Source organism: Virgibacillus sediminis (genome assembly GCF_042643265.1).
GTDB lineage: Bacteria > Bacillota > Bacilli > Bacillales > Amphibacillaceae > Virgibacillus_O > Virgibacillus_O sediminis.
Map to the genome: position 1 here is coordinate 57826 of NZ_JBHRRZ010000010.1, position 26092 is coordinate 83917.

21 protein-coding genes are annotated in these 26092 nt (G+C 45.2%); 5 read left to right on the forward strand and 16 right to left on the reverse strand.

From position 1 onward, the window contains the following. Positions 1–6 precede the first annotated feature (6 nt). From ACFODW_RS05680 to ACFODW_RS05695, 4 genes are all read right to left on the reverse strand, one after another. Complete coding sequence (locus ACFODW_RS05680) at positions 7–837, reverse strand: ABC transporter permease (protein ID WP_390304133.1); 831 nt, start codon at positions 835–837, stop codon at positions 7–9. Beyond that, positions 834–1823 (reverse strand): ABC transporter permease, encoded by a 990-nt coding sequence (locus ACFODW_RS05685; protein ID WP_390304135.1) that lies wholly within the window; start codon positions 1821–1823, stop codon positions 834–836. Before ACFODW_RS05685 ends, ACFODW_RS05680 begins: the two co-directional genes overlap by 4 nt. Before the next feature lie 27 nt (positions 1824–1850). Next, positions 1851–3437, reverse strand: a complete 1587-nt coding sequence (locus tag ACFODW_RS05690) for an ABC transporter substrate-binding protein (protein ID WP_390304137.1) — start codon at positions 3435–3437, stop codon at positions 1851–1853. A gap of 269 nt (positions 3438–3706) precedes the next feature. After that, positions 3707–5089 (reverse strand): glycoside-pentoside-hexuronide (GPH):cation symporter, encoded by a 1383-nt coding sequence (locus ACFODW_RS05695; RefSeq protein WP_390304139.1) that lies wholly within the window; start codon positions 5087–5089, stop codon positions 3707–3709. 146 nt (positions 5090–5235) lie between these two features. On the opposite strand from ACFODW_RS05695, the gene ACFODW_RS05700 reads away from it, so the two are divergent. Continuing rightward, positions 5236–6426, forward strand: a complete 1191-nt coding sequence (locus tag ACFODW_RS05700) for a helix-turn-helix domain-containing protein (RefSeq protein ID WP_390304141.1) — start codon at positions 5236–5238, stop codon at positions 6424–6426. A 416-nt stretch (positions 6427–6842) separates the two neighbouring features. Here ACFODW_RS05700 and ACFODW_RS05705 read toward each other — a convergent pair whose 3' ends face one another. The 9 genes from ACFODW_RS05705 to ACFODW_RS05745 all read right to left on the reverse strand — a co-directional run bounded on the left by ACFODW_RS05705 (position 6843) and on the right by ACFODW_RS05745 (position 16664). Then, positions 6843–8330: an MFS transporter gene (locus tag ACFODW_RS05705; protein ID WP_390304143.1), complete on the reverse strand. Its 1488-nt coding sequence runs from the start codon at positions 8328–8330 to the stop codon at positions 6843–6845. A 282-nt stretch (positions 8331–8612) separates the two neighbouring features. Next, complete coding sequence (locus tag ACFODW_RS05710; RefSeq protein ID WP_390304145.1) at positions 8613–9614, reverse strand: Gfo/Idh/MocA family protein; 1002 nt, start codon at positions 9612–9614, stop codon at positions 8613–8615. A gap of 291 nt (positions 9615–9905) precedes the next feature. Then, positions 9906–10385, reverse strand: coding sequence for a nickel insertion protein (gene larC, locus ACFODW_RS05715; RefSeq protein ID WP_390304147.1), 480 nt, complete (start codon positions 10383–10385; stop codon positions 9906–9908). A 3-nt stretch (positions 10386–10388) separates the two neighbouring features. Further along, positions 10389–11147 carry a nickel pincer cofactor biosynthesis protein LarB gene (larB, locus tag ACFODW_RS05720; RefSeq protein WP_390304255.1) on the reverse strand — a complete coding sequence of 253 codons (759 nt, stop codon included), beginning with the start codon at positions 11145–11147 and terminating at the stop codon, positions 10389–10391. A gap of 54 nt (positions 11148–11201) precedes the next feature. Continuing rightward, positions 11202–12677, reverse strand: coding sequence for a gluconokinase (locus tag ACFODW_RS05725; RefSeq protein WP_390304149.1), 1476 nt, complete (start codon positions 12675–12677; stop codon positions 11202–11204). Between the two features lie 148 nt (positions 12678–12825). Then, positions 12826–13596 carry an SDR family oxidoreductase gene (locus ACFODW_RS05730; RefSeq protein WP_390304151.1) on the reverse strand — a complete coding sequence of 257 codons (771 nt, stop codon included), beginning with the start codon at positions 13594–13596 and terminating at the stop codon, positions 12826–12828. An 18-nt stretch (positions 13597–13614) separates the two neighbouring features. After that, entirely contained in the window at positions 13615–14883 is a 1269-nt protein-coding gene (locus ACFODW_RS05735) for a lactate racemase domain-containing protein (RefSeq protein ID WP_390304153.1), read from the reverse strand. 482 nt (positions 14884–15365) lie between these two features. Then, a complete protein-coding gene (gene mgsA, locus ACFODW_RS05740) occupies positions 15366–15773 on the reverse strand; it encodes a methylglyoxal synthase (protein ID WP_390304155.1) in 408 nt (135 codons plus the stop codon). Positions 15774–15797: 24 nt separating this feature from the next. Further along, the gene (locus ACFODW_RS05745) at positions 15798–16664 is read right to left on the reverse strand and encodes a LarC family nickel insertion protein (protein WP_390304157.1); all 867 of its coding nucleotides are present in this window, start codon (positions 16662–16664) and stop codon (positions 15798–15800) included. Positions 16665–16918: 254 nt separating this feature from the next. Between ACFODW_RS05745 and ACFODW_RS05750 the strand changes: the two genes are divergently transcribed. After that, positions 16919–18124, forward strand: a complete 1206-nt coding sequence (locus ACFODW_RS05750) for an ROK family protein (protein WP_390304159.1) — start codon at positions 16919–16921, stop codon at positions 18122–18124. Positions 18125–18254: 130 nt separating this feature from the next. Further along, on the forward strand, positions 18255–19091 hold the full coding sequence (larE, locus tag ACFODW_RS05755) for an ATP-dependent sacrificial sulfur transferase LarE (RefSeq protein WP_390304161.1): 837 nt from the start codon (positions 18255–18257) through the stop codon (positions 19089–19091). A 206-nt stretch (positions 19092–19297) separates the two neighbouring features. Here larE and gndA read toward each other — a convergent pair whose 3' ends face one another. Beyond that, positions 19298–20707 carry an NADP-dependent phosphogluconate dehydrogenase gene (gene gndA / locus ACFODW_RS05760; RefSeq protein WP_390304163.1) on the reverse strand — a complete coding sequence of 470 codons (1410 nt, stop codon included), beginning with the start codon at positions 20705–20707 and terminating at the stop codon, positions 19298–19300. 36 nt (positions 20708–20743) lie between these two features. After that, a complete protein-coding gene (gene uxaC / locus ACFODW_RS05765) occupies positions 20744–22141 on the reverse strand; it encodes a glucuronate isomerase (RefSeq protein WP_390304165.1) in 1398 nt (465 codons plus the stop codon). A gap of 427 nt (positions 22142–22568) precedes the next feature. Between uxaC and ACFODW_RS05770 the strand changes: the two genes are divergently transcribed. After that, positions 22569–23147 carry a M15 family metallopeptidase gene (locus ACFODW_RS05770; protein WP_390304167.1) on the forward strand — a complete coding sequence of 193 codons (579 nt, stop codon included), beginning with the start codon at positions 22569–22571 and terminating at the stop codon, positions 23145–23147. Positions 23148–23205: 58 nt separating this feature from the next. Continuing rightward, entirely contained in the window at positions 23206–24177 is a 972-nt protein-coding gene (locus tag ACFODW_RS05775) for a ring-cleaving dioxygenase (RefSeq protein ID WP_390304169.1), read from the forward strand. Positions 24178–24352: 175 nt separating this feature from the next. On the opposite strand, the gene ACFODW_RS05780 is transcribed toward ACFODW_RS05775, so the two are convergent. Beyond that, complete coding sequence (locus tag ACFODW_RS05780; protein ID WP_390304171.1) at positions 24353–26017, reverse strand: CocE/NonD family hydrolase; 1665 nt, start codon at positions 26015–26017, stop codon at positions 24353–24355. Between the last annotated feature and the right edge of the window lie 75 nt (positions 26018–26092).

A 26092-nucleotide genomic window follows, 5' to 3' on the forward strand; every position in this document is an offset into this window, starting at 1 on the left:
ATTGTTTTATGATCCCTTTTGGCCATAGAAAGGATCCATCCATCTTCGGATATTTCTGCCCAACGCTTCAAATGCAGTGGCCATCAGCAACAGGGAAAGCCCCGGGAAGAAAGCGAGCCACCACATGCCCATAGATAGATATTGCATGGACTCTGATAGAATCACCCCAATGGCAGGCTGCTCTTCTGGCAGGCCGAACCCGAGAAATGTGATAGCGGCCTCGTGCAGAACAGCATGGGGAAATAGCAATATAAAGCCGATAAACAGTTGGGGAAGCAAGTGGGGAAGATAATGGTGAACAGCGATCCACCACCCCGGTTTCCCCATTCTCCTGGAGATCTGGGTATATTCTGTATGCTTCACCTGCATGATTTCCGCCCGGAGTACACGTGCAAGGGAAGGCCAGTGAGTAAGTGCAAGTCCGACGGTTACACCGATAAACCCGCCGCCAAAAGCAAAAGAAATCAGTAATAGCAATACAATATGGGGCACACTTAGGAACAGATCAATGAGAAATGTCACCATGCGGTCCATCCAACTGTTCCAAACTGCTGCCACGCTTAGGACAAAAGCGATCAGGGAGCTGGTGAAGGCTGCGATGACCCCCACCCACAGACTCAGCGACAATCCCTTGACCGTTCGGGCAAACATATCACGGCCAAGCCAATCAGTGCCAAACAGATGCATTAATGAAGGAGCCTGATTTCTGGCATCTAAATCCACACCTAGCCTTTCACTGCCTGTCCATGTGCCGGCAGCCGCAATACCAGCAAGAAGTAGCAAAGAGAGCAGCATGACTGCTGCAGAACGTTTCCGTTTATTTAAAAAATGGCTCATCGTTCTATCCCCCCTTTTCTTATCCGGGGATCAACCACACGATAAAGTCCGTCCGCCATCATATTCCCCATATAAACAAAGATGGTGCTTGCCAGCACAACCCCCAGCAGGAGGGGCACATCCCCACCGAGACCGGCCTGGACAACCGCCTGTCCTAGACCGGGATACGAAAACACTTGTTCAGCTAAAACCGCCCCGCCGAACAGCTCTCCGAAAGATGCAAAATGCAACGAAACAGCTGGCAGAAGGATATTACGCAGACCATGCCGTCTTACCAGCTGGATTCCACGTTCCCCTCTTGCCATGGCAAACCGGATATAATCGGTGTGCATCACTTCTATAAGCTTCTGTCTTGTATGCAGGGCAACCCCGCTGACACCAATGACACTTAATGTCAAAGCAGGGAGAAATAAATGCTGTACCCTTTCAAGCAAAGTGACATCCTCTGCCAGAATGCCGGCCGGTGTACCCAACCCCACAGGGAACCACCCGAGCCAGACGGAAAACATCATTAATAACAGCAGTCCGAGCCAAAATGAAGGAGTAGATGCCAACATAAGACAATACCATTTAATCAGCCGGTCTGCCCATGACCCTTCCTTCATCCCCGCAACTATACCCAGCAGAAAGCCAAAAAGGCCTGAGAAAACCCAGGCCACCCCCATAAGTGCCAGTGAGGCAAGGAACCTCTCGGCGATCACTTCTGCTACGGGGCTCCGATAAATCAGGGATGTTCCCATATCCCCGTTAAGCATAGCCTTTGCCCATTTCAGATACTGCTGTACAGGTGGTTCATCCATCCCCCAGTAAGCAGCAATATTCTCCCGCTGTTCCGGACTGACTCGTGTCATTTCTGCTCCAATATAGGATTGAACAGGGTCAACCGGAGAATTACTCACAAGCGTGAATGCTAAAATACTGGCAGCCAGAAGCAGCAGGACAAGCTTCAACAGCCTTCCCACAAAAAATTTTAGAATGAAACCCACTTCTATTGCCGCCTTTCTATACTAGAATTATTCCTTCCAATGCCATTGCTCAATAAAGTCTGTAATTGGCCATCCATGGCCATGCGGCTGTATTTTCTGTTCGCCGATTTGCAGATTCTCATGGACATAATATAGATGTTCCAGGTTGACAAGCCATGCCCAAGGAGCATCTCCCTGGATTGCAGTCCCTGTTTCACCATCCCACTGTGCTTTCTGCCAGTACTCATTGGCCTCCTCCATCGAGCCTGCTGATAGGGCCTTATCTAAGTACATATCGACCGTTGGATTGGAGTAGTAATTGGCGTTATAATATCCCATGCCCTTTGTGTCACTGCTGAACAGATTATATAATTCCAATGGGTCGTGACTGCCCCACCCCATCATGACCGGATGGGAATGCATCAGCCTTTCCAATTCGCTCCAGCTTTTGCCCTCTGTCTCCACATCAATCCCCAGAGGAGCAATCATGTCAGCAAAAGCAATAGACAGGGACTGGCGGATCTGATCACCACTCGGGTACAGAAGAGTAAAGGAAGCTTCCTGCTCTCCTTTCACTCTCACGCCCTGCTCATTCTCCTTCCATCCTGCATCCGCCAACATCCGCTTTGCTTCCTCCATCCGGCCATCTTTTATCACCGTCTCGGGGTTCCACCATGGCAGCCCATCTGCAGCTGAGTATGCTGGAGTGCCATACCCTTCAAGCACACCATCCACAAGGGCTTGTCGGTCTATAGCTATATTTATCGCTTTCCGAATGGCTGCATCAGCAGTGACATCATTGCCCACTGGCAATCCATTCTCATTCTGCTCCCCTTCCGGCACATAGGGAAACATGATCCCGCGGTTGTCCACACTTTCGAGCTGGACCAGTCTCATGCCGTCTATTTCCCCGCCAGTGTAGGCCGGGGGTACAGCAGCTATATCCACATTACCTGCTTTTGCTGCAGCAAGAGCTGCATCTTCTGATAGAAAAAGGAAAGTCAGCTTGGTGAACTCTGGCCTCTCTCCATAATAATGGGGATTGGCCGTCACAATAATTTGCTGCCCCTTATCCCACTGTTCCAGCTGAAATGGACCGGAACCAATCGGCTGTTCATTATAGTTGTCATCATATGCATGTTCAGGCACCACTCCCGTTGTAACCAGCAGATAGATGAAGGTGGATTGGGCTTCATATAATTTAAATTCCACTGTAAACTCATCTAATGCTTTCACTTCCTCCAAGTTGCCGAGATCTATCACAGACCCGCTCTCTTTAGCAGTCTCGAAAGTGAACACGACATCCTCTGCAGTTAATGGCTCACCGTCGGAAAAAACAGCATCTCTCCTTAAACCAACTGTCCATGTCCGCCCATCCTTACTAACTTCATAGTTTTCCGCTAAATCAAGTTCTATATTGAAATCCTTATCATACTTCAGCAGAGTGCTCTGGAAAAGCGGGGAACCGTAACGTCCCCATCCAGTAGTAGGATCAAACCCTTCTTCTGGTTCTCCGCCAATGGCAAGGACAAGCTCATCCTTCGACTTTTCTTCCGAATTTCCTGCCTCTTGACCAGAGCAAGCTGTAATCAGGAATAATAGAATTATCGCAAACAGAAATCGTAAATGATTCATAGTTCTCTCCCCTCATTCATGATTTTTATTTTATAGTTTATTATAGCCGAACGCAACTTGGTGGACGACGCCCTTTGGCCAAGGAAACTCCATCTGGGGAAAGATACTAAATGCCCGGTTAGCGACTATGGGCTGTGTCAGTACATAGACCGTAGGGCGGAAGATCGGCCAAAAGTGGTTTATCAAAAACAAAGCCCGGCTAACCAAAATCTCCACCCAAAAAAAAGACCACCATCCGGAGATGATGATGATCTTGATTATTCCTTCTATTATTTTTCTGCAAGGTCCTTGTTGATCTGTTCAAACATATTATCATTCAGTTTATATCCGTACTTAAAGATAAGGAAGCAGATGATACAGGAAATTGCCGGTATCAGAATCATCATGACTTCGATCCCTGTAAGTGTGTCACTGGTCTGCGTAGCGTTCGGGACATAACCGATAAGGGAAAGCCCGATACCGCCGACAAATCCGGCAACAGCTTGCGACAACTTCCTCATGAAGCTGTACAGCGAATAAGTGGTGCCTTCCTGCCTGAATCCGGTTTTCCACTCTCCGTAGTCGATAACATCTGATATAAAAGCCCATACGAGCATGTTTGGAATATTGATCCCCAGCATACCCAGCCACAGAAGCGGCAGTACAGTATACGGCGTCGATGGAAGGATGAATAACAGCCCTAATGATCCTGCGCCTAATAGGAATCCAGCTAGTGTCAGTGTCTTCTTCCCCAGTTTCTTTGTCAATTTTGGAATAAAGACTACCAGCAGTACGACCGAAACAATATTCAGCATGTTATAGACCGAGAACAGAAAAGGATTGTCCAGATTATAGGTGAAAAAATACAATCCGACCGATTGATTGATCAGCATGGCCATCAGGATGAAAAAGGACATGAAGGAAAGGGAAAGGAATGGTCCATTCTTTAAAGTCCTGGTCACCATCTTGAAACTCAACTTCTCCGGTGTTGCTGATTGAACCGGCATAATTCTCTCTCTCGTGTTTCTATAAGTTAAATAATAAAGGGTCAAGGCAATCACACCGAAAATGGCTACAACTGCTGGATAGCCAATCTTATCGGAGGGAAACAATGCCACCAATGGAACTACAAGAATCCCAATAGAGAACATGCCAATTTGACTTCCCAACCCACGGAAAGATGCCAAGGATGAGCGCTCTACAGGGTCCCTGGTTATGACGGATGCCAAGGAACCATACGGAATATTAACCGCTGTATATGCCATTCCGAACAGAATATAGGTAACATAGGCATATATCAGTTTCCCGGAGTCTGACAAGTCTGGCGTAATGAACAAGAGGACCGCCATGATCACAACCGGAATACCGGCCCATTTCATATAAGGGCGAAAGCGGCCATCTGGATGATTATTGCCGAACCGGTCAATGATCGAGCCCATAAGTGGGTCGTTAATAGCATCCCAGATTCTTGCGACCAAAAACAATGTACCTACAGCCGCTGCAGAAATACCAAAAACATCGGTATAAAAGACAAGAAGGTAAGTAGTGACCATGGAAAATGTCAAGTTGTTCGCCGTATCTCCCAGGCCATAAGAAAACTTCTCTTTAAGAGTGACTTTGTTGTTTTCTGTTGTCTGTTGAACAGACTCTTCAGGCTGATGTATCTTTTCCATATTTAAAACCTCCGTAAACTTCTTGCAATCGTTTCCACGATTCGATTATAATAGATTTATATCATTTTTATAAGGACTTTTATATCATTTAAAGGACAAATATAGCGTTTCCATGAAACGCTTTCTATACAGGGGGTATTAGTGGGATGAAACATTCTCAACTTATTTCTGCAGCAATGAAGATACATCATGTTACGAATCTAAACATATATATCCTTAATCAAAAAGGGGACTTCCTCTTCCATCATGAGGATATAGCGATACCTCCCTTCATGCCGGGGTATCAACAATCTGATGTATTGGACTTCATCAAACAGATAGACGAAACGAAAGAGCAGCTCTATTACTATACGAACGATTGGGGATTGAGCTATCTGGGCCACTATTTTACGAGCGAGGGGTATTCTGTCATCCTAGGGCCTTTCCTTAATACCACACCAAACTTTTTCAACCTTTCGAGAGAATTCAATTTAAGCAGCCATGAAAGCGAAGAACTGCGATCCGTATGCAACCAGCTGCAAGTACTCAATATAGACAAGGAAAATAGTTATGGAAGCATCCTCCGCCAGTTCGAAAGATACACCGAGGAAACGCCTCCTGTTCGTCTTCATGCAAAAAACTATCACCAATATCACACAAAGACAGACATTTCCGAATTAAATGAAGAGGCGGAGCTGATTAAACTCCGTTATAAATTGGAAGGGGAATTTATGTACGCTGTGGAGCAAGGTGATAAAGAAAAAGCAAAGAAGCTGATAAATTCCAATAATATGCTTTTTTCCTTTTCTGATCGGTTTCCGAACCAGCCGCAGCGGAGGGTCCGAAATCTGGCAATTGTCCTGAATACATTGCTTCGGACCGCAGCAGCCAAAAGTCACGTACCACCGGTTCTTATCCACCGCCTATCAGAAAATTATGCTTTTGAAATTGAGTATACCAACCAATTATCCAAGTTGTACGAGCTGTATGATGAAATGATTGAGGAGTATTCCAACCTCATCATGTCCAGCTCGTTAGGCAAATATTCTAAAGTCACGCAGCGGGCTGTTGAATATTTGGTCAGCTTCTATGACAAGCAGATTGATAAAAACGAGCTTGCGGAGATCTGTTTTACCCATCCGAGCCATCTTTCCCGCAAATTCAAGCAGGAAACGAATATGACCATCACCGGATACCAACAGATGCTTCGGGTTAAAAAAGCGAAGTATTTGCTGAAAAATGAAAGCATTTCCATCGAAGAAATTGCCTGGCTGGTAGGATACGAGGATGCCTCCTATTTTACAAGGGTTTTCAAAAGAGAGACTGGTTACACGCCGTCTAAATATAAGGATATGTAGAGAAAAAGAGGCTGGGACCAAAGTGTTTTATTCTGTGATCAATCATAACTTTGTCTAGTGGATATAAACCGTTCCGGAACTACACTTCGCTTTTCCGCGGGTGGCTGGTGAGCCTCCTCGTGCTAATGCACTTCGGTGTCTCTCCTAAGCCTATCCTCCCGCAGGAGTCTACGTGTATTTCCTCCACTAGGTTAGATTATTGTTCGCCTATAGAGTTAAACGTTTAGATATGTCTCAACCTCTTTTGGATCCGTTGCCTATCCCCGAACTGCATAGCCCTGTGAATGGGGGGCATTCTTCAAAAGTTGATGAGGTATCACGTTCCGAAATGGAGATAATTGGTGGTACCCAATACTAAAATTTTATAGTTCTTTACCAGAAAAAGAGGCTGCTCATAGGGAGCAGCCTCTGTTAAATTATACAATTTCCGGAAGATCTTCCTCTTTCTCTGTATTCAGCGTTTGCTTTTTCTTTGCAATCTCTGTTTGGATTTCATCCATCTTGCCGCTGTCCAAATCATAGAACTTCATAGCAATAACAGAAATCAGCCAGCCAGCAATAGGAACACCGAACACGAGAACCAACGTCATAATCAATAAAGGAGTGGTCAATGTTTCACCAAGCTGCGGAAATTCATTTTGATAGCCGATGAATGCAACAAGGAATCCAACTAGAGCCGGTGCAAGGGAAGACACCATCTTATCGATGAAGGAAAAGATCGTTCCCATCATCCCAGGTACAAAGCGTCCGGTTTTATACGTTTCATAATCGGATACATCTGCAATCATCGGAATAACGATAGATGGGGTCAGTGTTGCAACACCCATACCAATACTATACAGCAACAGGAATAATATAGTAGTCACTCCCAGGTTGCTTAGAGACACTGTTGCAGGGTCGATAGCCAGGAAGAATGGGACAAGAATTCCAAAGGATATGATGCCTAACCAGGAGGCTTTTACCAGTGTGCTTTTCATTCCGCGTTTTCGTGCATAATTCACACCAAGAAATGTTATGATCAGGCCTGGAATGATAGTAATCATGGAAATGGTCCCACTGAGCGCGTAATCCCCGAGCATTATTCCGAAGAACATGACGGTGACTGGAGCCTGCCTCATCACGGAAGATGCCAGCTTATCAGAGGAAGCGGATATGATCAGCATCTGAAGCGGACGGTTTCCTTTCAGAATCGGCCAGTAATCGCGGAATCTTGTGTTGACTGTCTGACTTGCAAGCCCAAAGAATTCTTTCCGGTCTTTCTGCCAAAGTGCTATTACCGCCAAAGCTGTAAATACACCTGCGGAAATCATCACAATGGTATTTAGCTCTGCAAAGAGTCCGAGCGTAAAATCTCCATGCTTTGCAATCAAATAGGAAGCTACGTAAATCTGTCCGCCTGTAAATATAACAATATTATAAGCTGAATCAAAAATGGAGAAGAGCGGACGCTGCTTCGGATCATTTGTCAGGACCGTCTGTGCCGCTTTTGTAACAGCTGTCTGCATCGTGTATCCAATAATATAGATTGCATAAATTCCAATGAAGAAAATCATCTGGAAGGATTCTGGCAACTGATGGGTGACATTATACATGACAAGGATCGATCCAGCCAGAATCAGATTGCCAATGATCATTATTGGCCGGAATTTGCCGAATTTAGATTCGGTCTTATCAATGATAAAACCAATGATCGGGTCGGTGAAACCATCGAACACCCGCATGAAGGTTAGGATGGTACTGACGATTACTACCGTTAAGCCGGCAACACCTGTTGCATAGTAAGATACAAACATTAGGGCGAACATATATAAATTGGTTGCCGTGTTGTTTAATGCAAATAATCCAATCTGCCAGATTTTTGCCGAGTGATATTTGTTACCGCTGCCCATGGTTAATGTATTCATTATGAATGACCCCCTCGTTTATTAAAACGCTTTCAATTTATCTATTATTTTAGCTGCTTAATATCCTGTCATCTGCCCAACTCATGCCCTTCCTTCCCCCCCCCTCTTAAGCAGTTCAGTTATTTTGTTCTCTAAACAAACTAACTAGGTTAATATGATTATATATGTAAGCGCTTCATTAGGCAAGCTTTTTTTTAATCAATATCAAACTTTTTTTACTCTTCATTATTGGGAATTAAAAACCTCCCACCCAGAATATCTGGTGTGGGAGAATCTCTATAACTATTCAGATAGCTCTACTGCTTTCTGTTGCTCGATGGATGTAAAACAAGCATCCATTACACGCATATTTCCAATGGTTTTCTCCAGCGTATGGGCTGGTTTTGCTGCATGAAGTACTGCATGGGAGAAATGCTCCACTTCTTGCCTATATTGATCCGCATTTATTGTCTCCGTTCTGCTAATCGTGGACTTTTCTACAATTACAAGTCCGTCACCGCCATTCCAATCCGGACGGAAAGCCCTTGGTACCGATATTCTACCTTCTGTACCGATCACTTCATATTCGGCACGCTTTGCCATGTCGAAGCCAGCATCAAACATACCGCGGACCCCGTTTGCAAATCGGAGTTGCCCAGCTATATTAGTATCCACCCCATATTCCGGGTCCATCTCTGCATAGGCTTGCACCAGCTCAGGTTCAGCCTGGAGGATATTCCTCATTGCATGGATTGTGTAGCATCCTACATCATACAAGCTTCCCCCACCTTTTTCCCTGCTCATTTTAATACTGTTTTCTTTTTCACCCAAGTAGAAAGAGAAACCGGAGCGCATAAACCGGACCTCGCCTATTTCCCCGCTTTTGATAATCTCTTTTACTCTCTCATGCTGGGGGTGAAAATAATACATATAGGCTTCCATGAATAAAACATGGTTTTCTTCACATGCCGCCCTTATTTCCTCAGCCTCTTTGGCATTAAGAGCAGCGGGTTTTTCGCAAAGAATATGCTTTCCTTTTTCGGCTGCTCGAATAGCCCATTTTTTATGTAGATGGTTCGGGAGTGGTATATATACGGCTTCTATTTCCTGATCATCCAGCAACTCTTCATATTTGCTGTAGACCTTCTCGATTTGGAATTGGCCTGCGATTTCATCTGCCTTCCCTTTAGAACTTTGAGTAGCAATCGCTGTCACTTCTGCATTGCTTGCACGGCTAAATGCCGGCAGCAGCTCTTTTTGGGCAATTTTAGCCGTACTGAGAATCCCCCACTTTACTTGTTGCATTATGTTTCTCCTCCTCCATTTCATAAGCTAGATTTTATATATATACCAGTTTAACACTGTTGTTCACAAATAATAAAAGAGGCCCATACCTTTCTCCAGAAAGTTATGGGCCTGCTAATTGATTAACATCTATTCTCCCAGAATCTCTGGCAGGAACAAAGTGAGATCAGGTACAAAAGCTACAATTAATAACATGATCAGCATGACTGCGTAAAAAGGGATCAGCCCCTTGCTGAGACAGCTTATTTAATGGAAACAATCCAGCCAGGATCCAGCCCCTTTCATGTCTTGTTAAAGGGAGTTGGTCTCCATGTTTAGCCAAACCTGTTCATATACTTTTTTCAAGGGGATACCTTCCCTCACGGCGATGGCCTTGCAGTCCTCAAATTCCGGTGAACGCTGGAATATTTCCCCATGGTTGATTCCCAGCTTCACCATCACAGGACCCCAGTCCGTCTCTACCTCTACAAAAGACCTTTCCATCCGGTGTACCGTCAATGGATAATAACGGATGCCCAGAGTGGTGGTCTCTTTCAACAATATTTCCTTCATCTTTTCCAAGTCACTGCTCGAACAAAGAAGCTGCAACAGAACTCCCGGGCGGTTCTTTTTCATATAAATCGGTGTGTAAAAAACATCATTGGCACCTGCTTCGAACAATGTGTCCATCACATAGCCGAGCCATTCGCCGGAAATATCATCAAGATTGATTTCCACTTTCATCATTTCCGGGTCTATGTGTTCATTATTTGGTGGATGCTTTCTCTCCATTCGTTAATCCTCTGCCTTTTCCGATCCTGCCATCCGGTCTATCATGACAGCATTATAAGCACCGCCAAAGCCGTTATCAATATTAACGACACTGACCCCAGAGGCACAGGAGTTCAGCATTGCCAGTAAAGCAGATAGCCCTTGAAAATTTGCTCCATAACCGATACTGGTTGGCACCGCAATTACCGGGCGGGATACAAGACCGCCCACTACGCTCGGCAATGCACCTTCCATGCCCGCAACCACAACAGAAACCGTAGCATTCCGAATTTCCTCGGCATTATCCAGCAAGCGATGGATTCCTGCAACCCCAACGTCATAAATCCGGCGAACTTCACTCCCAAGGAATTCAGCGGTAGCAGCAGCTTCCTCTGCAACACGCAAATCAGAAGTTCCTGCACATACAATGGCAATATAACCTGAAGATTTTTCAGGCAACTGCTGCTCCTTTTTCCAAAAGAGAATATGAGCCGTTTCATTATAAATGAAATCCGGCTGATACTTCAGGATTTCTTTGGCTTTTTCCTTTGTTACCCTTGTAGCCAGCACGTCATCCCCTTTGGACTTGATGGCCTCCATGATGGAAACGATTTGAGCAGCAGTTTTTCCTTCACCGAAGATGATTTCCGGAAATCCCTGGCGGACCTTTCGATTATGGTCCACTTTGGCAAATCCCAAATTTTCATAGGAGGCCAATCTTTCTTTGGCTTCCTCTACACTTAAATGCCCTGCCTGCACTTGCTTTAATATTTCTTCCATGATTCTTCCTCACCTTTTAAATACCCCATGACAAACCTGCCTGCCATGGGGTTATTTTTATACGAAGTGGATGGCTACATCCTCAGCAATCTTCTCATATTTCTCATATATTTTCATGTATTTTTGATGATTCTCCATATTTGGCTCTACAGCCTTTTCAGATGGGAGGTTTTCCTTAATGGCCTCAAATGATTCCACTCTTCCGACACCGACCAAAGCAGTCCACGCCGCACCCCATGCAGCATTATGATGAGTGTCTGACAGATAAATTTCTTGCCCGAAAACATCTGCCATGATCTGTACCCATAACGACGATTTGGTCAATCCTCCGTTTACGCTGATCTTTTTCGGCTCCCCGGCAATTTCCTCCAAGGACTTCCCTATCTGATAAATATTGAACGTAATCCCTTCCAAAACAGCTCTCACCAGCTGTTCTTTCCGGTGTCGTATATTCAAACCGTAAAAATTGCCCTTGGCATGTTGATTCCATAAAGGAGCCCTCTCTCCATTCACATACGGCAGAAAGATGATGCCGTCCGCTCCTGGACTCACGGTTTCAGCAAGAGAGGTCAACTCATCATGTGTTCCTTGGAAATCCAGCAAATCTTTCAGCCATTGCAGGGCAATACCGCCATTATTGGTCGGGCCTCCAATGATGGAAGTATCCTCGGTAAATGCATAAGTGAATGTCTCATGCTTCTCATTGACCTTCCCACCGCGGATGAACTGACGAATAGCGCCGCTTGTCCCTACAGACACATTCACCTCACCGGGAAGTATGGAGCCGTTTCCCAAATTGGCCAGCTGACCGTCGGCTGCCCCTATGACAAGGGGAGTAGTTGCCGGTATGCCTATTTCTTCTGCAATATGTTGATCCATTCCCCGGAGTACATAAGTTGGAGCAACGATTTGAGATAGTTGTTCTTTACGAATGCCCGCGACTTCGAGTGCCTCTTTATCCCAGGTATGACTTTCCAAATTGTACATGCCAGTGGCAGAGGCCATCGAATAATCTATTACACGCTCACCATACCATTTTTTCAGCAAATATTCTTTCATCGACATATAGCTGGCAGCCTGTTGATATCCATCAAACTCGTTCTCTTTCATCCACAGCAGTTTATTCAGTGGGGACATTGGATGGATAGGTGTTCCGGTTCGAGAGTAGATATCCATTCCCTTTGTATGCATCAGCTTTTCTGCCTGGGCGCTGCTTCGGCCATCCGACCAGATCAGCATATTGGAAAGCGGCCTATCATCCTCATCCAAACAGATCAAAGAATGCATGGCAGCAGAAATTCCGATGGAGACAAGCTCCCCTTCCTGGACTTCTGCCTCATCTGTCACTTCCTTTAACGCTTGCCGACATGAGGCTTCAATCTGGACCGGATCCTGTTCCGCCCAGCCCGGTTGTGGATGAAGCGTTTCAATCATTTGCTCCGCTTCAGCGATCAGGCTCCCGGCCATGTCAAACAAAACAGCCTTGACACTGGTGGTTCCTAGATCCAAACCTATTACTAATTCTCTTGCCATCACTACATCTTCCTTTTCCTACAAAATATTAGCACTTTCACCGGTGAGCCGAAGGTAGTCCACCTTCGTCCTTCTTATCATATCATGCTTCATCCGTATGAGAAGAAAAGGCTTTGGGTTCGTCACCAAAGCCTTCCTCTCCAATTCATTATATAGTCATTCCGCCAAAGCCACCGTCTACTCTTAACAGAGATCCTGTAACAAATCCGGATGCCTTGTCAGATGCAAGATAAACTGCTGCGCCTTTAAGTTCTTCCGGCTCACCGAAACGTTCCATCGGTGTATGTGCCATAATGGAATTGATCCTGCCTTCATCAAGGATTTTCCTGTTCTGTTCTGCCGGGAAAAATCCTGGAATGATAGCGTTGACCCTGATGCCGTGCGGAGCAAACTCTTTCGCAAGGTATTGTGTAACACTGTTCACACCCGCTTTGGAAGCTGAATATGTGAATACGCGTGATAATGGAGTTGTGGAGGAAACGGAAGAGATATTGATGATGCTTCCTTTCCGGCCCTGATCAATCATCCGCTTAGCAAACAATTGGATTGTGAAAACTAATCCTTTCAGGTTGACATCCATAATGTCATCCCACTCTTCCGGTTCGAGTTCCATGAATGGTGTACTGCTGTTCTTACCAGGAGCATTCAACAGAACATCCCAGCCGCCTGACCACTGTTCAATATCATCCGCAGCCTTTTCGATGGAAGAAAGGTCACTGACGTCCCCGACAAACGCCTTGGCTTCTCCTCCTGCTTCTTTGATCTGGCTTGCAACAGCTTCAGCCTTTTCCATGTTGCGGCCCACGATCGCGACTTTGGCACCATGCTCAGCCAATCCATGAGCCATGGACCCTCCAAGTGTGCTGTTGCCACCGATTGCGACTACTGTTTTCCCCGTTAAATCAAATAAATTTGCCATTGTTAATCCCCCTGTTTCTTATTTGAGGTTTCCCTCTTCATTGAATTCCATTTCCTTTGCCTCTGAGATTTTTTCCATACTGTCATGCTGTTCCACATGATCCAAAAGTGCCTCAGAAACTTCTATTTCACTGATTTCCAGCGTATTTTTAATACGCACCATTTTCACTTGGGTGAAATCAAGAATGTTACACGTTTTAATTGCTGCTTTGATAGCCTGTTCATCATTAGGCAAGGTTGTGGAAATATGGGTAGGCCCTACCACTGTTGATGTCAGTCCATTAGCGTATGTTGCCTCTCTATCCATTTTATCAACCAGGCGCTGGGTAGTGAAATCGGCAGTGCCGACGCCATTAGCATTCCCCTCTGTTTCCGGAGTAAGATCCAGTACTACCATTTTGGTGACATCCGGACCACCATATGCATATGGAGTTGGATACCTTCCCGTAATATTCGGATCCATTCCATCTCCGCTGATATTTTTTCCGATTTCATCGATGACAAGCACATCAATTTGCGGAACATGGATTTGTGGAAGCATCTCTTTGGCAAGCTTCTGCAGTTCTGTTTCCCGTTCCTCTACTTCTTCCGGAGTAAGCACTTCTATCTGGGTCACCTTGTCGAATGCATTCTCTACTGTGGCGACTGCAAATAGAATCGGCATTTTGGACATGGTCATCTTCGCCATCGCAGGAACATGTTCGGCCATATGTTTGAAACCTAGCTGATGGCAGGCTTCTGCACCTTTCTGCTTCCCTAAGCCGATACTGATCATTTTCATAATCCCGCTTTCCACTCTGCCGCGGAATGCAGTATGCGGCTTGACGCGGTTTATGACTACTATGCCATCTGCTTCCGAGGCAATCTTGTCCACGTAGACAGGAAGCCCGTTTTCAAGTTCCCCTACTTTAATAACCTCCATAGAGGACCGTATTTCTGCATTCACACTCTCTTCGCTTACACCCAGGTGCTCAAGTACCGCTTTCTGCCCTGGCCCTGTTGCACCGCCATGGCTTCCCATGCAGGGAACGATAAATGGTTTGGCACCCAAGTCCTGAAGAAACTTGACCGTTACTGCTGTAGTTTCCACGAGGCGGTCCATCCCCCTGCTTCCTACGGCAATGGCTATTTCCATTCCTGGTTTGACCGATTGTTTGATCTTATCGTTGTCCAGTTCTTCATTCAGTGCTGCAGTAAGATCATCCACCTGGGTCCGGTCGAATTCCTGCTTTACTTTTGCCATCTTCGGGAGCGGGATATCTTTTACTAGTTCCTGGAGAATTCCCATTTTCTTAACACTCCTTTGTCAACGAATAATATTATCTATATACGTTTTTTTATCCTCTAAATATAGTTCCCCTACTTCATTTTCTTAACACTATCAAAGCCGAAAAATTGGAAGCTTTTTGTAATCCCTTTCAAATACGGCACTAAAAAGAGACACCCGCCTAGTTTATGTATAGTATAATAATTTGTTTGTTTACCAAACAAATTATTATACCTCTAGATTATCATTCTCCTGTGGGTCGGTCAAGACCAAAGCGCATGTGCCCAGTTAGAGATTCACGCAACTTTCGTCCCGGGTTTAGCCTGCCCTTATCGTCTTTAGCCGGGGACGACTTCACTTACAGAGGGAGAAGGGCAGCCGGAACCTGGACGCGGGTATTTTTGCTGATCAACTATCCATACCCAAGTACAAGCAATTTAAGGAATGTGTTATCTCTCCCCAACCCGCCATGTTCCAAGTTTGGGCAACTCTTTCATGTCAGCCTATTCGTTCGAATCTTTCACTACTTCTCTCCACTGCAGATCCCCTCGCTCTAAGGAATGGACTAATAGCTCTGCCGTTCCCATGTTCGTAGCAAGCGGCACATTATACACATCACTTAACCGCATCAAGGCGGAGACATCCGGTTCATGCGGCTGGGCAGTCAAAGGATCGCGGAAAAACAGGACCATATCCATATTATTATCCGCAATTAATGCGCCGATCTGCTGATCCCCGCCAAGCGGGCCTGATTGGAACCGGTGAACGGAAAGGCCGGTATTTTGGGAGATTCTGAGGCCTGTTGTGCCAGTAGCGAATAATTCATGTTTCCGCAGTATATGTTCGTATGCTTGTGCAAAGTGAATGATATCTTGTTTCTTCTTATCGTGGGCAATTAATGCTATTTTCATCTTTTTTCCCCTTTCCGTAACTGTTTATTCTCCTAGGACGGCACGAAGCACATTTGGATGGTCTTTGAAGGTTTTGGTGCCTGCCCCGTATCCTATGTCTATTATTTTCATGGATGGCATCGGGCCGTACTCATCTGCCAATACCGCTGCAATAGCGGCACCTGTAGGCGTGGTGAGTTCTCCTTTAATATTACTGGAAGCGATCGGTACACCACGCAATATCTCCAATGTCGCAGGAGCAGGCACTGGATATATTCCATGGTCAATATGAATCTTTCCTCCGCCAACGGGAACTGGCGAACACTTAATAGTATCCGTTCCTAGCTGATGGATCAGGATCGCTGTTCCTACTATATCAATAATGGAATCCACTGCCCCCACTTCATGGAAATGCACCTTATCCAATGGCTGGCCATGTATTTTCCCTTCCGCTTCCCCGATTTTTGTGAAGATTTTCACCGCCGTATCCTTCACTTGTTCATCGAGATCAGAATCTCCAATCATCTTTACGATATCTTTATAGGTGCGATGATCATGTCCATGATGTTGATGATGGTGATGTATATGCTCCCCTTCATGGGAATGACTATGTTCGTGATGATGGTGGTGGTTCCCTTTTTCATGGGCATGGCTGTGCTCCTGATGATGATGATCATGCCCCACCTCTTGATGGGCATGATTGGTTTCAGCTTCTTGAAGGATAACATCAAACTTCGTACTGGTTATGCCATTTTTAACGACTTTGGACCATTTAAGTTCATATTCGTCTTCTATTTTAAGTTTTTTCAATTCTTCTTCCAAATGGGAAGCGTCTGCGCCAGCATCAACTAAAGCGCTGATCGTCATGTCCCCGCTGATGCCGGAGATGCAATCAAGATAAAGAATGCTCATCTTACAAACCCCTTTTTTCTTTTTTATACATGAAAAGCTACATTATTGACTCTGACAGGTTGCAAAATTGTAAACCTTTACATTATAATGTATAAGTGATGGAATATAAATCTATTTTTATTTGTTTACCAAACAAATTAAGGTGTAGACTAGTAAATAATACCACTGGGCTATGATGACGTCAAACTTGCAGGTCCAATTAAAGTTTAACACAGGATGAGGAGCGGTTGACAGTCAAATAAGGGGGAAGAAACATGTCTACTGGAGATGGGGCATACATTAAGAAGCTGAACAGGAGCATCATCCTGCAAAGAATTATAGAATATGGAATGATTTCACGTGCAGACCTGTCCAAAATCACGGGCCTGAATAAAGCTACCATATCTGTACAGGTAGCCGACTTGCTGGAAGATGAGCTGATTTATGAAACCAGACAGGAGCATCATGGAGTGGGAAGAAGACCGATTATGCTCTCAATCAATAGCAAGGCAGCTTATGTGCTGGGAATTGATCTGGATTATAAAGTGATCCATTATAGCTTATCCAATCTGCTTGGATATCCCGTACAATCCGAATCGATGGAAATAGATACAGAGAATTATGAGGAGATCGTCCAAATTCTCAAAAATAAGATCCAATTTTACGATCAGGAATTCAATAGCAGTAAATATGGGCTGGTAAGTGTCATCATCGGCGTTCATGGGACGGTGAACAAGGATGAGCATATCTATTTCGTACCCAAATACCAATGGCACCATAAAAACCTGAAAGAAGACTTGGAAAAAGAACTGGACATTCCCATCAGCATTGAAAATAATGCCAACCTTTCCGCATATGCGGAGAGAGTATATAAACATCAAGAAAGTGATAACTTGTTGACTATCATTCTCTCCTCGGGTATCGGGGCGGGCATGATGCTTGAGGGCGAACTTCAAAAGGGATACCACGGTTATGCCGGGGAGATGGGCCATATGATTTTGTCGCCGGGCGGAGAGATCTGCAGCTGTGGTAATAAGGGCTGTTGGGAGAGGTACAATTCGGAGCCCTCTTTTTTTGAAAGGCTGTCGGCGAAAATGGGAGGCACGAGGATTACCTATGAGGAGCTTGAAGAACTCCTGAATGCCGGAAATGAAACGGTAGTGAACCAGATGGAACAGTTTCTCTTCCACCTTTCCATCGGTTTAAATAATATCATCAATTTATATAATCCCGAAACAATTGTCCTGAACAGCAAAGTTCTCCAATGCACACCGAACGTCGTGAATAAAGTTGAATCCAATTTGAACTCCTCTGTCAGCCAGTACAAGGAAATTGTCCTCTCCGACCTTGGAGATGACGCATGCGTCATGGGTGCTTGTGCACTGGCTATCAAGAAGTTCCTTAAAGTTCCGAAACTCTTACTTGAATACTCGGAAGAACATTACCTGAACGAAGTAAAAGAAGCCAAATCTGCCTTGTGACCAAGCAGTCCCGCAGTTGACAGCGGAATGTGAGAGCAGTAACCTATTCTTAGGGTTTAATGTAAAGATTTTGAATTTGAGTTGATATCCTTAACCTGTAAGGAAATATTAAAAAAGTGAGGCGAAGAGCATGAGACAGACCACCATGGAGAAAAATCAGCATCTCGGCCAGATCCTTTCCGGAATGGACCGCGTACTTGTAGCTTTTTCGGGAGGCGTTGACAGTACTCTCGTATTAAAGCGGGCAGAAGAAGAGCTTGGAGCAGAAAATGTATTGGCGGCAGTAGTAGCATCTGAACTGTTCCGGGAGGAAGAATTTGACGGTGCTGTCAAACTAGCGGAAGAAATGGGCATCCCTGTGCTGAAAACGGAAATCAAGGAACTGGAAGATGAAAATATCATCGAAAACACGCCAGACAGCTGGTATTACAGCAAAAAGCTCCTTTACAGCCACCTAAACAAGCTGGCAGAAGAAAAGGGCTATAATTATGTCCTTGATGGAATGATCATGGATGATATGGATGATTTCCGCCCGGGGCTCAAAGCAAGGACAGAAGCTGGAGCCCGCAGTGTTCTTCAGGAAGCACAACTTTATAAGCAGGAAGTACGTGAACTTACCAGAGAACTGAACATCCCAGTATGGAATAAGCCAGCCTCTTGCAGCCTGGCATCTCGCATTCCTTATGGAACCAAGCTAGATAAGACTAAAATCAGCCAGGTTGACCAGGCGGAGAAATTTATCATCCGCTTAGGATTTGATATGGTACGTGTTCGGCACCACGGCGATGTGGCTCGTATCGAGGTCACTCCAGAAAATGCTGCAAACCTATTGGAGCATAAGGATGAGATTCAACTGAAACTTCAAGAGCTCGGTTTCCATTATGTTTCCGTGGATCTCGGTGGCTACCGCACTGGCAGCATGAATGAAGTTCTCCCAGCCGATACAACCTCAGCTAAAATCAGCTGAGCTATGTGAGAGCAAAAAAGGCTCAGGGGACCTTCGTTGGAGAGGTACAGACTGTGTTCATCTGCCTGATTAAAGGCATTTACTAAATAAGGATACTGACCGTACACCGGTCAGTATCCTTTTTAATTGCATCCATGCTATTCTGCTGAATAAAAAAACAGCGTCCGCAGAGGACATTCCTTCCGCGGACGCTGTGTTATCAGGGATTAGAACCAATTTGTATGGAAGACCCCTTCTTTATCTTTGCGCTCATAGGTATGTGCACCAAAATAGTCGCGCTGCGCTTGAATCAGGTTGGCAGGCAGGTCTTCAGAACGATAACTGTCATAGTATGCAATGGCACTTGCAAACGTCGGTACAGCAATACCGTTCTTGATTGCTATTGAAACAACTTCACGTAATGCTGACTGGTAACCTTCCACAATTTCCTTAAAATAAGGGTCGAGCATCAGGTTTGCCAGTTCAGGGTCACGGTCATATGCTTCTTTGATTTTTTGCAGGAATTGTGCACGGATAATGCAGCCCCCACGCCAAATCATTGCAATATCACCGTATTGTAGATCCCAACCATATTCCTGGGACGCTGCACGCATTTGAGCAAAACCTTGGGCATAGGAGCAAATTTTGCTCATATACAATGCTTTTCGAATTGCTTCGATTAATTCTTCCCTATTGCCGTCAAAGTTTTGCGGCTTTGGACCATTCAGGACCTTGCTTGCTTTGACACGCTCATCTTTAAGCGAGGAGATGAAGCGGGCAAAAACAGATTCTGTAATCAGCGGAAGCGGCACACCAAGGTCCAGGGCATTTTTGCTTGTCCATTTTCCTGTACCCTTCTGTCCAGCTTTATCCATGATAACATCCACCATCGGCTTGCCGGTTTCATCATCTTTTTTGGTGAATATATCTGCAGTAATCTCCATCAGGTAACTGTCAAGTTCCCCTTTATTCCACTCTGTAAATACATCATGCAGCTCATCTGTATCCATACCGAGTACATGTTTAAGGATATAATAAGCTTCGGAGATCAATTGCATATCCCCATATTCAATTCCGTTATGGACCATTTTTACAAAATGCCCGGCACCATTAGGGCCGATGTAAGTCACACATGGATCGCCTCCCACTTTAGCGGAAATGGCTTCAAGAATAGGGGCAACAAGGTCATATGCCTCTTTTTGTCCACCCGGCATGATAGAAGGTCCCTTCAGAGCTCCTTCTTCCCCGCCGGAAACTCCTGTGCCGATAAAATGGATGCCTGTCTCATCCAGTTTCTTATTTCGACGGATGGTATCCTCATACAAGGTATTGCCGCCATCAATCAGGATATCTCCTTCTTCCAAGTATGGTTGCAGAGATTCAATGGTTGCGTCTGTCGCAGGCCCTGCTTTAACCATAAGAAGGATTTTACGCGGCTTTTCCAAGGAATTGACGAATTCCTCGATGGTTTTTGAGCCGGTGAAGTTCTTGCCTTTCGCTTCATTATCCAGAAATGCTTCTGTTTTTTCGTATGAGCGGTTAAACACAGCAACTGAATAGCCTCTGCTTTCAATGTTCATCGCGAGGTTTTTCCCCATTACCGCTAAACCAATAACACCAATTTGTTGTTTTGACATATTCCTTACCTACCTTATTTACAGATTTAACTTAAATTATATTGAGAAATACCGTTTGGCATTTTCATAGCAGATTCCCCGTACATATTTACGGAGCAATTCCATATCTCTTGGCACCTTGCCTTCTTCGACCCATGTACCCAGTAAATTACACAGAATCCTGCGGAAATATTCGTGTCTGGAAAAGGACAGGAAACTGCGCGAATCGGTAAGCATACCAATAAAGTTGCTGATTAACCCGATATTCGCCAGGGTCTTCATCTGATCTTCCATACCATCTATTGTATCATTAAACCACCATGCGGTCCCAAATTGAACTTTGCCCGGGACTTCGGCATTCTGGAAGTTCCCTGCCATAGCTGCAAGAACATCATAATCTTTTGCGTTCAAGCTGTAAAGGATGGTCCTAGGAAGTTTTCCGTTCTTTTCCAATTCGTCCAGGATGCGGGACAGCTTTTCCGCCACCAGTGGATCACCGATAGAGTCAAAACCGCTGTCAGGCCCCAATTGATTGAACATCCTTGTATTGTTGTTTCTTAATGGACTGATGTGAAGTTGCATGGCCCAGCCTTTGTCTGCATACAGCTCACCAAGGGTCAGCAGGGTATAAGTACGATACTGGTCCATTTCTTTCTCACTCAGATTCTCGCCTTTTAGCCGTTTTGAAAAGATGGCAGATACTTCTTCTTTGGATGCTTGCTCATAATAAAGTACATTTATTCCGTGGTCAGAACTGCGGCACCCGTGCTGATCAAAGTAGTCCACTCTCTGGGCCAGTGCCTGAAGAAATGCATCATATGTTTCAATCTCGGCTCCAGTTACACGTCCTAATTTTTCTACCCATTCTGTGAAATCTTCCTTCTCGATACCAAGCCCTTTATCTGGACGGAAGGAAGGTGAAACCTTGTAAGAAAGATCTTCTTTAGCCAGTGCAATATGGTTGGCCAAATCATCTGTAGGATCATCCGTTGTCCCGATGAATTCCACATTATCTTTCTTCAACAGGGAACGAACGGAGAACTCCGGCGTAGCAAGTTTGCGATTAGCCTCTTCCCAGATGGCCGGGGCTGACTCCTCATTAAATACTTCATCTATCCCAAAGTATCTCAGCAATTCGAGATGGGTCCAGTGGTACAGTGGATTCCCGAAGGTATTGGGCACTGTTTTTCCCCAGGCAAGAAACTTTTCGTAGTCGCTTTTATCCCCTGTAATATATGATTCATCAATTCCATTTGCCCTGAGAGCACGCCATTTATAATGGTCGCCGCCCAGCCAGATTTGGGAAAGATTATCGTAATTCTTATCCTGAAGAATTTCTTCGTCATTCAAATGATTATGATAATCGATGATTGGCAGGTCTTTGGCAGTGCCGTGATAGAGTTCCCTAGCCGTATCATTATACAACAGGAAGTCTTCTGTTATAAACGTCTTCATCATGTTCATCCTTTCCTCTATTAACAACAGCATTTGCTGTTTCTAATATTAACATACTTACACGCTGTACGAATAATCTTGTGAATATTATTTTGTTTACCAAACAAACTAATTAAATATTCATTTTCTACACTACCTATAATATATGTAACCGGTTTAGTTTTCAAGGGGGAATTGTGAGATACTACTACCATGCTCTACATCAGTATTTTGCTGTGTGTTTCTTGCAGTTTCTGATAAAATGGAAAAGGCGCATTCTTCAAAGAATAAAGAACTCCCTCTTCGTCAGGATATGGAGCAAGCTTGCTTCAGATGCCTTCCATAGGAACTCAAAATGGGAGGCGGAACTGTACTTGTCTATTCCTGCCGAGAAAGGGATACAGCCGAACTTATATACTTTCTTACTCCATCAGAAAGGACTACATTCATGAAAGGCATTGGAAGTGTATTGTTGCCCTGGACGATTATTATTATCTTTTTAATCGTATTATTCACTGCTTTTAACCAGCAACAGTCGAATGATAAATATATTAAGTTGGATGAGGACCCCTCCTTCCCAGACAATCTCCATCCGGTAGTGGAGGAAAAAACGAATATATTGATCGACCAAGCGAAGGAAAAAGGGATACATGTGGTCATCACAGATACCGTCCGTTCCAAGGAAAAACAAGATCAGTTATATGCACAGGGCCGGACAAGCGACGGAAATATTGTCACAAATGCCCGCGGCGGTGAATCCTACCATAACTACGGGCTTGCTGTCGATTATGCACTCAGTGACGATAATGGCAACCTGATATGGGATATTTACTACGACGGCAACGGAAATGGTAAATCCGACTGGTTGGAAGTTGCAGAAATTGCCAAAGACCTAGGATTTACTTGGGGTGGGGATTGGGACAACTTTCCAGATTACCCCCATCTTCAAATGGAATTTGGGCTGAGCATTAGGGAACTGCAGAACGGCAAGCGCCCTGCCCCGGATATAGATGAAAAAAGTAATTAACCATCAGAACAACTAGCTCCCTGACAAGCATTTAGTTTATATAAAAGGAGGATTTTTTATGGAACTGAAAGGCATCCACCATGTATCAGCCATTACAGCAAATGCACAGAAAAACTACCATTTTTATACTGACGTATTAGGAATGCGGCTCGTGAAAAAGACAGTAAACCAAGACGATACATCTATGTATCATCTTTTTTATGCCGACAGTATTGGGAGGCCCGGCACGGACCTTACCTTTTTTGAAATTCCCCGGGCAGGCACTACCTATCCGGGAACCAGCAGCATATCTGGAACCTCATTAAGAGTTCCAGACGACAAAGCCCTCGACTATTGGCTTAAAAGATTGACAGAAAAAAAAGTCGACCACCAAGGAATAAAGCAGCAAGGAAGGCATAAGACTATTCCTTTTCAGGACCCGGAAGGACAGCGGCTTACCCTCAATTCCGACCAACACAATGAAGGAGTAGAGGGTGGACAAGTCTGGGAGCATAGCAGTGTTCCGTCCGATAAAGGCATTATCGGTCTCGGCCCCGTAAGGCTGACGGTCAAGGACCCACGGCCTACTGAGGAAATACTGACAAACGTACTGACATTTACTAAGACTGGCAGCTATCCTAACCCTGTACCGGGACAAAAAGACATTGATATCTTCAGCACCGGCCAAGGAGGGCATGGTGCGGAAGTCCACCTCGAAACCCGTGATGACTTGGAGAAGGAGCGTCCTGGCCGAGGAAGTGTCCACCATGTTTCCTTCCGTGTGGAGGATGTAAAAGAGCTCGAGGAATGGGTAGAACGCCTCAAATCAAACAGGCTGCCCAACTCCGGCATTGTAGAACGCTACTATTTCAAAGCTCTCTATTTCAGGGAGCCTAATGGCATTCTCTTTGAACTTTCTACAGACGGACCCGGCTTCGCAGCGGATGAGGATGTAGAGAGGCTGGGAGAAACCCTGTCCCTCCCCCCATATATTGAAAGTCAGCGGCAGGAAATAGAAGCAAAACTGAAACCATTGGAAACGAGCAATTAATAAATGAACCAACGAACATTACAAAAACATTAACATAAAAAAACGGCTCCACCTTTCGCCCATGAAGGGAGAAGGGGGGCCGTTTTTTAGTTGGGTAACATAAAACTCTAGAATTAAATCCACCATAAGCCGGGGCAGGATCGCCCTCTCTGACAACTTTGCCTATTAGCTGTCCTTATTCAACAACAGGCAGTATGATCCGGGACGGCGTCTCTCCTCCATGGAACACCTTCTCAAATGCAACCTCCCCTCCAACAGCTGTTCTCGTCGTCTTCCCATTATTAAGGTTGACATCGAACATCGGCGCATTGCTTGCTGCAATTTCCACTCGGATATGATGGCCTGTTTGAAAACGGTATGCCGTATCATTAATATCAAGACCCAGGCGGACGGGCTTATCCGTTTCAGTGACGCTATGGCGATAGAATGTGTCGACCAGATTGTACACCTTTCCGTCAGGCTCTACATCGGACAAACGGATGAAGACGTCAAGCAGAGGTGTTGGCGAAGACATCCATACGACTGCCCGAACTGTCCCAAGGATATCCAAATCCTCTTCCAGTACAGCACTCGTATACACAAGTACATCATCCCTGTCCTGCAGTTGGCCCTGCTCGAACATTCCGGATGATTGGCCGGCCATCAGTACCCCGCCCCCATTGGTAGGAAATGGGTGCTCCGGATCCAATTTGAGCAAGCTTGCCGTACTTCCATGGTCCGGCTCGCCTTTCAGAAGGCCGTCTCCATACCTTGATTGTGAAGCTCCATCGCTGCTTAGATAGAACTCCTTCCTAGAGGAGATCGGAGGCCAGCTGTCAAAGCTCTCCCACCTTTCCTGGCCTGTTAAATAAAGATGGACTTTTTCCTCCATCGGCAGTTGCTCATTCTTCAACCACTTATTAAACCAAGCAATATGGAGTTCTGTCGGATCCGTTATTCCATCTACGCCAATCTTTTCAGCCCCTCCTGCAAAAAATTTATCGCCTGCCCGGCCGCTCATTTCCTCATGAGTCCATGGGCCGATCCACAGCATACTTGTTCCTCCGTATGCTTGGTACGCTTTCAAAGTAGGAGGCAGAAGTGCATCGAACCAGCCGCCCATGAACAATGCCGGTATTTTTACATCTGGAAGTTTGGAAAGCAAAGACATTTTCTCGCGGTGTTCTTCCTTCACCAAGCCGTTGATGGCATCGAAAAAGAAAGACTCTGGGTCAAGATCCATCATTGGCGGCCATTCGTTGGCTGGAGCATAGTGCAGCCATTCCGGCAGTTCTTCGATATAGCGGGATACCTTCTCTAATTTCGGGTCACTTCTCCGGGCCAGCACATCCTCCATAATGGATGCGATTGTCCATGTCTCTATATTTCCAACATTACTTGCCTGGGATCCGCCGCTTAACAATTCACTCCATGGATCCCCCATTGTCATTACTGGAGCTATAGCTTTTAAAGATGGAGGTGCTTCCACAGCAGCCGCCAGCTGGGTATATCCGTGATAGGACATACCGAATAAACCGACATCACCATTGCAGTACGGGAGCCTTGCAGCCCATTCAACTGCTTCATATCCATCCGAGCCCTCATGTATAAACGGGTAGAATTCACCGTCTGAAGCATAGCGGCCGCGGACATCCTGCAGGATAACAACATAGCCTGCAGACACCATACGGGGAACACTTAAGTATTCATCGTAATAACGGCGGGTACGTTTGTCATACGGCAGCCGAATCATCAGCGCCGGAAAGCTTTCTTCCTGATTAGGGCGATAAATATCCGCCCGAAGCACCGTACCGTCTGATAAAATACATTCGACATTCGCTTCCATTATCATTTCTTTCATTATACTGTCCTCCCTTTTCTTAAAAATAGAAAGATGAGTACCTGAAATGATACAGGTACTCATACATTCAACAGG